The 10,532-nt window shown below is 41.8% G+C and carries 13 protein-coding genes; 8 read left to right on the top strand and 5 right to left on the bottom strand.

Annotation, left to right across the window (positions count from 1 at the left end):
• Positions 1-82 precede the first annotated feature (82 nt).
• The 6 genes from dapA (at position 83) to V7266_RS13730 (ending at position 7,182) form a co-directional block, all read left to right on the top strand.
• A complete protein-coding gene (dapA, locus tag V7266_RS13755) occupies positions 83-979 on the top strand; it encodes a 4-hydroxy-tetrahydrodipicolinate synthase (RefSeq protein WP_335468458.1) in 897 nt (298 codons plus the stop codon).
• A 26-nt stretch (positions 980-1,005) separates the two neighbouring features.
• Positions 1,006-2,331, top strand: a complete 1,326-nt coding sequence (locus V7266_RS13750) for a gluconate:H+ symporter (protein ID WP_335468457.1) — start codon at positions 1,006-1,008, stop codon at positions 2,329-2,331.
• Positions 2,332-2,557: 226 nt separating this feature from the next.
• The gene (gene garR / locus V7266_RS13745) at positions 2,558-3,445 is read left to right on the top strand and encodes a 2-hydroxy-3-oxopropionate reductase (RefSeq protein ID WP_335468456.1); all 888 of its coding nucleotides are present in this window, start codon (positions 2,558-2,560) and stop codon (positions 3,443-3,445) included.
• 94 nt (positions 3,446-3,539) lie between these two features.
• Positions 3,540-4,892 (top strand): glucarate dehydratase, encoded by a 1,353-nt coding sequence (gene gudD, locus V7266_RS13740; protein WP_335468455.1) that lies wholly within the window; start codon positions 3,540-3,542, stop codon positions 4,890-4,892.
• A gap of 318 nt (positions 4,893-5,210) precedes the next feature.
• Positions 5,211-6,338, top strand: a complete 1,128-nt coding sequence (locus V7266_RS13735) for a glycerate kinase (protein WP_335468454.1) — start codon at positions 5,211-5,213, stop codon at positions 6,336-6,338.
• 145 nt (positions 6,339-6,483) lie between these two features.
• Positions 6,484-7,182, top strand: coding sequence for a FadR/GntR family transcriptional regulator (locus tag V7266_RS13730; protein WP_335468466.1), 699 nt, complete (start codon positions 6,484-6,486; stop codon positions 7,180-7,182).
• Positions 7,183-7,367: 185 nt separating this feature from the next.
• Here the strand turns inward: V7266_RS13730 and V7266_RS13725 are convergent, their stop codons facing one another.
• Positions 7,368-7,664, bottom strand: coding sequence for a c-type cytochrome (locus V7266_RS13725; RefSeq protein WP_335468453.1), 297 nt, complete (start codon positions 7,662-7,664; stop codon positions 7,368-7,370).
• Between the two features lie 124 nt (positions 7,665-7,788).
• The gene (locus V7266_RS13720; protein WP_335468452.1) at positions 7,789-7,947 is read right to left on the bottom strand and encodes a hypothetical protein; all 159 of its coding nucleotides are present in this window, start codon (positions 7,945-7,947) and stop codon (positions 7,789-7,791) included.
• Between the two features lie 358 nt (positions 7,948-8,305).
• Here V7266_RS13720 and V7266_RS13715 point away from each other — a divergent pair, with 358 nt between their 5' ends.
• Positions 8,306-8,470 (top strand): aspartyl-phosphate phosphatase Spo0E family protein, encoded by a 165-nt coding sequence (locus V7266_RS13715; protein ID WP_335468451.1) that lies wholly within the window; start codon positions 8,306-8,308, stop codon positions 8,468-8,470.
• A gap of 283 nt (positions 8,471-8,753) precedes the next feature.
• Here V7266_RS13715 and V7266_RS13710 read toward each other — a convergent pair whose 3' ends face one another.
• The 3 genes from V7266_RS13710 to V7266_RS13700 form a co-directional block, all read right to left on the bottom strand.
• Complete coding sequence (locus tag V7266_RS13710; protein WP_335468450.1) at positions 8,754-9,197, bottom strand: MarR family winged helix-turn-helix transcriptional regulator; 444 nt, start codon at positions 9,195-9,197, stop codon at positions 8,754-8,756.
• A gap of 10 nt (positions 9,198-9,207) precedes the next feature.
• Positions 9,208-9,687 (bottom strand): glutathione peroxidase, encoded by a 480-nt coding sequence (locus tag V7266_RS13705; RefSeq protein ID WP_335468449.1) that lies wholly within the window; start codon positions 9,685-9,687, stop codon positions 9,208-9,210.
• Positions 9,688-9,755: 68 nt separating this feature from the next.
• The gene (locus tag V7266_RS13700; RefSeq protein ID WP_335468448.1) at positions 9,756-10,040 is read right to left on the bottom strand and encodes an HNH endonuclease; all 285 of its coding nucleotides are present in this window, start codon (positions 10,038-10,040) and stop codon (positions 9,756-9,758) included.
• 81 nt (positions 10,041-10,121) lie between these two features.
• Here V7266_RS13700 and V7266_RS13695 point away from each other — a divergent pair, with 81 nt between their 5' ends.
• On the top strand, positions 10,122-10,388 hold the full coding sequence (locus V7266_RS13695; protein WP_335468465.1) for an FxsA family protein: 267 nt from the start codon (positions 10,122-10,124) through the stop codon (positions 10,386-10,388).
• Positions 10,389-10,532 lie beyond the last annotated feature (144 nt).

Here is a 10,532-nt window from a genome sequence, read left to right as displayed (position 1 = left end):
GAAATAGAATATGTGAAAAGATTCACAAATGCACAATTATTTTCCAAAACAAGGATCTTAAAAGCAGGGAGGAGTTTAACAAATGTTTAAACCAAAAGGGGTCATCCCCGCATTAGTCACACCATTAGATAAAAACGGTCAATTGATGGAGGACTCATTAAGAAAAGTCATCGACTACACCATTGCAGGTGGTGTCCATGGATTGTTTATTCTAGGGTCAAGCGGTGAAATTTACGGTTTAACACCTGAGCAAAAACGCCGCGTTGTAGAAGTGACAGTGGATCACACTGCTGGAAGAGTTCCTGTTTATTGTGGGGCTAGTGAGATTACAACCAGAGATTGTATCCAAACTGCTCAAATGGTTGAAGAAATTGGCGGCGTTTCGGCATTGTCTGTCCTAACTCCATACTTTATGTCACCAACCCAAACGGAGTTAGCTGAGCACTTTAAGGCTATTGCCAAGTCAACTAACTTACCAGTCATCCTTTATGGCAATGAAGCGCGTACCCAGGTGAAGATTGATGTAAAGACTTGCGAAGAACTCAGTAAGGTAGACAACATTATTGGAATTAAAGACTCAAGCGGAGATATGACGAAAACGGCTGAGTACTTAAGGGTAACTCCTCGTGAATCCTTTTCCGTGTTACTTGGACGCGACACACTCATTTATGCAGGTCTATGTCACGGTGCCACTGGTGCCATCGCAAGCACAGGAAATATCGCTCCTAAATTGGTAGCAGATATATACAATACGTTTATGGCTGGCGATTATCAAAAATCACTAGAATTGCAGTTTAAACTAGCACCGCTACGCTTAGCTGTAGACAAAGCAACATTCCCTGTTGTGTTAAAAGAAGGTTTAAGAATGGTAGGAATAGATGTGGGCTATGCATTTGCTCCTGCAGCAGAGATGAATCCGGAGAGCAGAAAGCTATTGGAAAATGTTTTAAAAGATTTAGAGCTATACCAAATCTATTAATTTCCTAAGGGAAAGGAAGAAATAACATGCCATTATTGTATGTTGCCTTAGCCGTTGTCCTTTTACTAGTTTTAATGATTCCGCTGAAAATGAACGGGTTCATCGCCCTTCTCTTAACTTCTTTATTTGTCGGTCTCCTTGTAGGAATGCCATTGGATAAAATTTGGGAGACCATTGGTGATGGTCTTGGAGGCCAGCTGAGCGGCACGGCTCTTATTGTTGGACTCGGCGCTATGCTCGGAACAGTCATGGCTGATGCGGGAGCCGCACAGAAAATTGCTAATAGTTTAGTAGATAAAATGGGAATTAAAAGAGTTCAACTTGCTATATTAATCGCTTCATTTGTACTTGGCATTACCATGTTTTATGAAGTAGCTTTCGTGTTATTAATTCCACTAGTATTTGTCATTATTCGTCAAACAAAGTTAAATCTTTTATGGGTTGCTTTACCAATGTCGATCGGGTTATCAACTTGTCATAGTTTTCTCCCGCCACACCCGGGGCCAGCAGCCGTTGTTGGCGTTTTTAAAGCCGACATGGGATTAACTCTTTTATACGGTTTAATTATTGCTATACCTGTAGCTGCTTTTATCGCCCTTACTTGGCCTAGACTTCCATTTGTTAAAAAGATTAATCCAACCATTTCAGATGGGCTTATTACGAACAAAACATTTAAAGAAGAAGAAATGCCATCCTTTTTTTCAAGTATTTTCGTTGCTCTTATTCCAGTAGTACTTATGGCCCTTGATGCTATTTCCACTATATTTTTACCAGAAGGTAATGGTTTTAGGCACGCAATGGATTTCATCGGTGAATCAAATATGGCATTGCTAATCGCTTTGTTAATTTCTATGTGGCTTCTAGGGCCAAGAATCGGACGTCCTCTAAAAGATGTCATGCAGTCTTGTTCTAATGCAGTTAAGCCAATGGCAATGATCATTTTGGTTATTGGTGCCGGCGGTGCATTTAAGCAAATCCTAGTTGATGGTGGAATTGCCGATTACATCAAAGATATCACAGCTGGCTGGCATATGTCTCCAATCATCCTTGCTTGGATCATCGCTGCTCTCTTACGTATTGCTCTTGGTTCAGCAACGGTAGCTGTAATGACTGCTGCTGGGGTGGTACTACCTATCGCTCAAAGCTCAGGAATCAGCATGGAATTAATGACACTTGCCGTAACATGCGGAAGTATTGCATTCTCTCACGTAACTGATCCAGGATTCTGGATGTTTAAGGAATACCTAAATTTATCAGTTGGTGAGGCAATCAAAATAAGAACAACTTATACAACCGCACTATCCATCCTTGGTTTAATAGGTGTATTAATTCTCAATATGATCTTCGGATAATTACTATCTTTTGAGTCAACCGGGCAGTAAATCATGATATGTCCCATTTAATTGGGAGTTTGCTGCCCGCCATGGTATCAAAAATAGAAAAGCGGAAGCGCCTTGACCAGGGAAAAAAGTAGTTCATTTTTTCCTAGGCGCTGAAGCTAGACAATTCTCATCTTATAAGGAAAGTACAATCTTGTACTCTCTTTTAATAAAAAAATTTGTAGGAGTGAAGTAGATTATGAAAAAAATTGGATTTATTGGATTAGGAATTATGGGTAAGCCGATGAGCAAAAACTTGATCAAAGCTGGTTACCAGTTAATCGTTAGTGATTTTAATAAAGAGGCAGTCAAAGAACTTGAACAATTAGGTGCAGAAGTCGAAACAACTCCAAAAGCGATTGCAGAAAAAGCAGATATTGTCATCACGATGCTTCCAAACTCACCAAACGTAAAAGCAGTTGCTCTAGGAGAAAACGGACTAATCGAAGGGGCTCGTGAAGGATTAATCTATGTGGATATGAGTTCCATTGCTCCAGCAGCTTCTCAAGAGGTATATAGAGCGTTAATCGAAAAAGGTGTAGAAATGTTAGACGCGCCTGTCAGTGGCGGGGAGCCAAAGGCGATTGATGGCACGATCTCTGTCATGGTTGGCGGTAAGAAGGAAGTTTTTGAAGAAGTGAAAGATGTATTAACCGCTATGGCTGGGTCGGTTGTACACGTTGGTGAAATCGGTGCGGGTAACGTTACAAAGCTTGCAAACCAAGTGATCGTAGCCTTAAACATTGCAGCTGTATCGGAAGCATTCGTATTAGCGCAAAAAGCTGGTGTAAACCCAGAAGCTGTATACCAAGCAATCCGCGGCGGTTTAGCAGGAAGTACGGTTCTAGATGCAAAAGCGCCAATGATGTTAGACCGTAACTTCGACCCAGGCTTCCGCATCAACTTACACATTAAAGATTTAACAAACGCAATGGAAACAAGCCATGAGTTCGGTGCTCCAGCTCCTTTAACAGCAGCTGTATTAGAAATGATGTATGCACTGAAAGTAGATGGTCATGAATTTGAAGATCACAGCAGTCTATTAAAATACTATGAAAAATTGGCTAATGTTGAGATTTCTCGTTAATCATTCCTTATTTTGAAAAAACAATATAGAGAGCGTGGCAAAATCAGATTCCGCGTTCTCTCAACCTAAACCATTTTGATTGGAGAAAATCCCCATGAATACAGTTGAGAAAGTAATTAGTGCTACTCCAGTTGTGACAGAAATGGAAGTATATCCGGTGGCCGGCCGTGACAGTATGTTATTAAATCTTAGCGGCGCACACGGTGCTTATTTTACAAGAAATATTGTTATCCTTAAGGATAGCAATGGAAATGTCGGCGTTGGTGAAGTACCAGGCGGCGAAGGAATCCGGAAAACACTTGAAGAAGCAAAAGTGATTGTAGTCGGTTCATCAATCGGTAACTATAACAATGTTTTAAATAAAGTACGAAGCGAATTTGCCGGCCGTGACTCAGCTGGCCGTGGTTTACAAACATTTGACTTACGTATTACGATCCATGCGGTTACAGCAATTGAAGCTGCATTGCTTGATCTTTTAGGAAAGCATTTAAATGTTCCAGTTGCTGCTCTTCTAGGTGAAGGCCAGCAGCGTGACAAAGTAAAAACACTTGGTTACCTGTTCTACGTTGGCGATCGCAATCGGACGGATCTTCCATATTACAGCAATCCTGATTCTGAAGTAGAATGGTACCGCATCCGCCACGAAGAAGCGTTAACTCCTGAAGCGGTTGTCCGTCTTGCCGAAGCATCCCAAGCGCTATATGGATTCAAAGATTTCAAGCTAAAAGGCGGCGTTTTAGAAGGGAAAGAGGAAATCAAAGCGATTAAAGCACTAAAAGAAAGATTCCCAGATGCAAGAATTACCCTTGATCCAAATGGTGCTTGGTCGTTAAAAGAAGCGGTAGAGCTTTGCAAAGATATGCATGGAATTTTAACCTATGCTGAGGATCCATGTGGTGCGGAAAATGGTTTTTCTGGCCGTGAAGTGATGGCTGAGTTTAGAAGACAAACTGGACTTCCAACGGCAACCAACATGATTGCGACTGACTGGCGGCAAATGGGCCATACGATTTCTCTGCAATCCGTGGATATCCCGCTTGCTGACCCGCACTTCTGGACGATGCAAGGTTCTGTCCGTGTGGCGCAAATGTGTAATGATTGGGGCTTAACTTGGGGTTCTCACTCGAATAACCACTTTGATATTTCCTTAGCGATGTTTACTCATGTGGCTGCTGCGGCTCCAGGTGAAATCACGGCGATTGATACACACTGGATTTGGCAGGAGGGCATTGAGCGTCTAACGAAGGATCCATTCCAAATTGTTGATGGACATTTGACGATACCTGATAAGCCAGGCTTAGGGGTAGAAGTAGATATGGAACAAATCATGAAGGCACATGAATTATATAACAACATGGGTTTAAACTCTCGTGACGACTCTGTTGGGATGCAGTTCTACATTCCTGGCTGGAAGTTTGATAACAAGCGTCCATGTTTGGTTCGCTAATCTAAAATAGGGTGACGTTGTTGTCACCCTTATCTTATAAGAATAAGAAAGTATATAAGTTTTTTACTTCGAGAATTGTCTAGCTCCAGCGCCTAGCCCCTCGAGGTCACAAGACAATCCGTCCAAAAGGTTAAAAAGCAACCTTTCGGCCGGCTTGTCTTGTGCTTGGCTACAGAAAGCTATCGCTTTCTGTACGCATTAAGGGCGACTAGTCTTTGACCCTGCTTTCGCCGGCCAGTCGACAAGTCGCCCTATATCGGGGCTGACCAAGGCGCTTGCGCTTTTCTGATTCTAATTAACCGTAAAGGACAGATTGTTATGAAGTTTGTGCTAGCGCCTGATTCGTTTAAAGAAAGTATGACGGCTAAAAATGCTGCCCTTGCAATGGAAAGAGGCATCCGTAAAGTTTTTCCTAATGCGGAATGTGTGATTGTCCCAATGGCAGACGGTGGGGAAGGCACGGTTGAATCTCTCGTCAGTATGACAAACGGAGAAATCATTAAAACAGAGGTGCTTGGTCCACTAGGTGAAGAGATTATTGCGGAATATGGTCTCTTAGGAGAAGGGCAAACGGCAGTAATCGAGATGGCAAGTGCAAGTGGACTGGAACTCATTAAGCCTGAGGACCGTGATCCCCTTTTGACGACTACTTATGGTACTGGACAATTAATTAAACATGCGTTGGACAAAGGTGTCAAACGTTTTTTAATCGGAATTGGCGGCAGTTCGACAAATGATGGCGGGGCAGGGATGCTTCAGGCACTTGGTGTTTCTTTTAAAGATGAACGTGGTGAAGAGATATCATTTGGCGGCGGTGCCTTGGAACGGCTGCGAACAATTGATTTAAGCGATTTGGATGAAAGAATAAAAGATGTCAAAATTGATGTAGCTTGTGATGTGACCAATCCGTTAATTGGTGAAAATGGAGCCTCCGCTATTTTTGGTCCGCAAAAAGGGGCAACCCCTAAGATTGTGAAAGTGCTTGATCAGAATTTAGCTCATTATGCGGAAGTAATGAAGGAACAGCTGGGGAAAGATATCGCCCATATGGAGGGCGCCGGCGCGGCAGGTGGACTGGGTGCCGGGTTGATGGCCTTTTTAAATGCACAGTTGAAAAAGGGGGTTGACCTTGTCATCGAGTATACCAGTCTTGAAGAGCAGGTCCAAGGTGCGGATTATGTGTTTACAGGGGAAGGCAGTATTGATGGGCAAACGTTGTTTGGGAAAACACCGTATGGCGTCGCAACAATTGCTCAGAAGTATTCCATCCCAGTGATTGCCTTTGCCGGCCGGATTGGCACAGGTGTTGAGCCTTTATATGAGAACGGGTTTACGGCGATTATTGGTATTTTAAAGGGTGTGACCTCTTTAGAGGACGCGCTAGAAGCTGGAGAGACCAATATTGAGTTTGCGGCTGAAAATATCTGCCGTGTATTAAAAGTATAACTTTGATGATGCTGCCAAATTGCTTGGCAGCTATTTTTTTTAGGACAACTTTTGAACTGTTACGTTGGGGAACTTGAACCTTTTGTCATTTAAGGTAATAATGGAAAGAGATGACAAATTAGAAATTGACCCGAGGAGCTTGGAGATGAAAGACCCTTCGAAAAAGATAAATGTTGAAACAGTTAGTCGTAATACGTTGTCAAAACAGGTTATGGAAAGTATCGTCCAGCTATTAATCAGCGGTCAGCTGAAGCCAGGGGACAAGCTGCCGACAGAAATGGAGTTATTGGAGATTTTGGATGTCAGCCGCCCGGTCCTCCGTGAGGCGCTTAGTTCGCTGGAGTCCCTGGGGGTTATTACCCGTAAAACGCGTGAGGGGACATTCTTTAATAATAAAATCAGCAGTCACCCCTTTTCGGTCATGCTGGCGTTAGCACATGATAACCTGCAGGCCTTGGTAGAGGCGAGGATGGCATTGGAGTTAGGGCTTATAACGATGGCGGCTGAGAAAATCAGTGAGGAAGAACTCGCAAGATTAAAGCAGACGATTGATTTTATTGAGAATTGTCAAGATGGTAATTATGGGGAAGCGGATATGGAATTTCACCGCATTATTGCGCTAAGTGCTGATAATCCGATCGTCGAGGGGATGATTGATTCCTTAATTGTGACCCTGGTGAAGATCAATAGTGAAATTAAGGTCCGAGAACCGGAGAGAACGGTCCGCCATCATACGGCGATTTACGAAGCACTCAAAAGCCGTGACCCCTTCGAAGCCTTTCACCAAATGTATCTCCACCTCGATTACGTCCGGCAGAAGGTGCTGAAAGGGAATAGAGTCTAGAAAGAGGGTGTCTCTAAAGTATAACTTTTAGGGGCACCCCTTTTTTATACACTAAACTAGTCTGTTGATTTCCGCTCCAGGCGCTTCGCTTTCCGATCCAATCAACAGAGTGTGTAAAAATTATTCATCAACTACCTTTTGGGTCCGCCTCTTAATCGTATTTGCACCATATTTTAAATAAATACTTATTTTTTCATCAACCACTTGGTAACGATTCTAGATTCATCATCTGTTAGAAGGTGTCCTGGCATTTTATCGGATCCCTCGGTAATCATCTTATATAATTCATCTTCTGAGTATTTACTGCTCATATTTAAAACAGACGGTCCGACGGCGCCTTTTAAGTTACCGCCATGACAGGCTGAGCACTTATTTCCATAAAGCGTCTCTCCATCTAATGCTTCTGTCTTATCCGCAGCTTTTGATGAACATCCTGCCAATAATACAAGTGATAAGCCTACCACTGCCCAGAGTTTTTTCATATATAAATCCTCCATAATCATAGTTAAGTAGAAAAGAACGGTTCCTAACTTGATTATAAGGTGAATAAAGCTGGAAATAGGGCTCAAAAGATGAAAGTTTTGGCACAAATGAAAGACCGTCACCTTAAGAGGTAACGGTCTCATCAACTGTTTGAACTTCCGACTCATGAACCAGCTGCACATTAAATTTGCTGTCCTTTTCTCTAATTTCCCAATAACCAGAACTATATTTATAAATTACAATAAAAAGCTTCCCGTCATACAGTACATTTTCTATATTCATCCCAATACCATCCTTTTCTGTTAGTTGAATGATACTATCTATATTCCAACGTTCGCTAAATTATGACGAGAAATTTGGGAGCTCAACCAGAAAGCAAGCTAGCAGTAATAAACCATCTACATCCACTCTAGCAAAGTGTTTCATAGAGTAAAAAAGTTTTTCACAAGTTCCGGCAAAATTTGAGATTATTCGAAAGGGATTGATCATATCATTAGGGACTACGGACCTTACCCGTCAATTCTCAACATAAACAATATAAAAAGTGTCGATATTTGATGATGAAAATCAGTTCCTTGAATCCGCTTACAACTAGTAAACTTATTACACAGGAAGTTTTTAATATAAGGGGTTATCGATCATGACGAATGAGGATTTATTCTTACAAATTGAAAATCTGCGATTAAAAATGATCAAAGTAGGGCTTTCCAAAGGATTTACCTCAGCGGAAACGGTAAGACTTAGTGAGAGACTTGATAGATTAATTAACCTGCAAATGGGTTTAATAGAAGAACTAACAGCATAAGAAGATTTACATACACGAAGTTTTTTCCCAAACAGCAAGGAATGGACATAATAGGGTGAATCGTCATTTTTTCAATAAAAAACTATTAAAACGGCAGAGGGAGTAGCCCTCTGCCTCATTTTTTTCCACATTGACAAAACTTTTAAAAAATACCTGTAAGGTATGCATGACAGCTGTCTATTTAATAGGCGGGCAGCAGCCCAGATTTCGTAAAATAAGAGAATAATGATTCCACTCTGAGAATTGTCTAGTCTCTGACCCTGTTCATGGCGCTTCCGCTTTCCTAATTAAGATTTTTGCTGCTCTTTAGCTTGTGATGTAATTTATTTAAATTCTCCATAAGCTGCTCATACTCGCTTAGCTCAATGTGACAGGTTTCAATTTTTTCACTGACCTTTTGAGTGATCGCTGGTTTTTCGGCAAAGGCCTTCTTTTCTAAAAAAATAAAGACCTTTCTTTCGTCCTCAGTGGAACGTTCCTTACGAAGCCAGCCGTTCCCCTCCATTCTAGCGACCATGGGCGTTAAGGTGCCAGTCCCAAGATTTAATCTCTCACCCAAGTCTTTCACTGTTACCCCATCCTTTTCCCATAATGCCAATAAGACTAAGTATTGTGGATAGGTTAATCCGAAAGATTGAAGAACCGTTGAATACAGTTTTGTAAATTCGCTAGCAGTTTCATAGATGGCAAAACATAGTTGATTTTTTAACGTGAAAAAGTCCTTCAAGTGATCACCTTTAAGAAAATAATTTTTTAATATCCTGTTCCATCCTGCTTGGATCAACCGTTGGGGCGTAACGCTCAACGACCTGGCCATTGGCATCGATCAGGAACTTCGTGAAATTCCATTTAATATTTCTTGATAGCAGTCCCTTTTTCTGTTCTTTTAAAAAGTTAAATAAAGGTTCCGCTTTTTCTCCGTTTACATCTACCTTCGCAAACATAGGAAAGGTTACGCCATAGTTTACTTGGCAAAATTGAGTGGTTTCCTCAATGTCAGCAAATTCCTGATTGTTGAATTGATCACAAGGGAATCCTAAAATGGTTAAACCCTGGTCATTATACTTTTCATATAATCCTTGAAGTCCTTTAAATTGCGGTGTAAAGCCACACTTGCTAGCTGTATTAACGATAACCAATGGTTTCCCTTCATATTCTTTTAATGATCTCGTTTCCCCGTTAGGCAATTTGACACTAAAATCATATACAGTTGTCATGTGTTCCCCTCCCAAAATAATTAAATCGTGTACAATCTAATCGTACACGATTTAATTTATTTTAGCAATTATTTACGTCTTCGTTCTTTTGATTTTTTTATTTTCATCAGCTTTGTAGGAGGCTGCTTACGAATCCATTTGATAAAGCTGGCAAGCTTTTCATCCGCTCTCAGTTCGGGTAAAGTAGACAGCCGGGCCGCAATTTCTTCATTGGTATAGAGGGCGTGAATTTGCTTGTGACAAGGAATACAAAGGTTTGCGGTGGCGCCAAATGTTCCGCCCATTTCTTTTGGAAGCAGGTGGTGGACCGTCGTTTCCACCTGTTGCCGTCCACAAAGTTCACAAGTCCCCATAGTTTTGTCCCTCCGGTATTTTTGGTACTATTATGTACAAGAAGTGGTTTCGGGATTCTCGAGTTTAGATAAGGGAAAGTTATTGGCGCCTATTTAGCGAAAAGGGAAGGGCTGCAAACGATTCGGAAGGTCCAGGAACAGTTAAGCCGGGGCCAGCTTCCTGGGGATGCGCTTTTAGATGGCATCTGTATTTTAATAGGAGGGACCTTTTTATTAACTCCAGGATTTATTACCGATATTGTTGGTTTTCTAATGCTTTTTCCACCGACAAGGAAGGTATTTAAGTATTTCATTAGTTACTTTTTCAAAAAGAGGATTAATAGGAGCAATCGGAAAATTATTAAATAAAAGGATGGTTATGATTGGGTTGATTTCCGCTCCAGTCGCTCGCTTTCCGCGGGCGTGCCGGGGAGCCTCCTCGGCGCTAAAGCGCCTGTGGGGTCTCCCCTGCCCCGTACTCCCGCAGGAGTCGAGCGCCTTCCGCTCCAATCA

Source organism: Neobacillus drentensis (assembly GCF_036965645.1).
In the GTDB taxonomy this organism is placed as follows: Bacteria; Bacillota; Bacilli; order Bacillales; family Cytobacillaceae; genus Neobacillus; species Neobacillus drentensis_D.
Note: the sequence above shows the minus strand (reverse complement) of the source record. Positions and strands in the feature narration are given on the sequence as shown.

What these genes read in the sequence shown, in the direction of transcription:
- V7266_RS13730 (WP_335468466.1), top strand. Translation starts at nt 6,484, where the DNA reads ATGAAAGACCCTTCGAAAAAGATAAATGTTGAAACAGTTAGTCGTAAT.
- V7266_RS13750 (WP_335468457.1), top strand. Translation starts at nt 1,006, where the DNA reads ATGCCATTATTGTATGTTGCCTTAGCCGTTGTCCTTTTACTAGTTTTA.
- V7266_RS13735 (WP_335468454.1), top strand. Translation starts at nt 5,211, where the DNA reads ATGAAGTTTGTGCTAGCGCCTGATTCGTTTAAAGAAAGTATGACGGCT.
- dapA (WP_335468458.1), top strand. Translation starts at nt 83, where the DNA reads ATGTTTAAACCAAAAGGGGTCATCCCCGCATTAGTCACACCATTAGAT.
- gudD (WP_335468455.1), top strand. Translation starts at nt 3,540, where the DNA reads ATGAATACAGTTGAGAAAGTAATTAGTGCTACTCCAGTTGTGACAGAA.
- garR (WP_335468456.1), top strand. Translation starts at nt 2,558, where the DNA reads ATGAAAAAAATTGGATTTATTGGATTAGGAATTATGGGTAAGCCGATG.
- V7266_RS13720 (WP_335468452.1), bottom strand. Translation starts at nt 7,947, where the DNA reads ATGAATATAGAAAATGTACTGTATGACGGGAAGCTTTTTATTGTAATT.
- V7266_RS13705 (WP_335468449.1), bottom strand. Translation starts at nt 9,687, where the DNA reads ATGACAACTGTATATGATTTTAGTGTCAAATTGCCTAACGGGGAAACG.
- V7266_RS13725 (WP_335468453.1), bottom strand. Translation starts at nt 7,664, where the DNA reads ATGAAAAAACTCTGGGCAGTGGTAGGCTTATCACTTGTATTATTGGCA.
- V7266_RS13715 (WP_335468451.1), top strand. Translation starts at nt 8,306, where the DNA reads ATGACGAATGAGGATTTATTCTTACAAATTGAAAATCTGCGATTAAAA.
- V7266_RS13700 (WP_335468448.1), bottom strand. Translation starts at nt 10,040, where the DNA reads ATGGGGACTTGTGAACTTTGTGGACGGCAACAGGTGGAAACGACGGTC.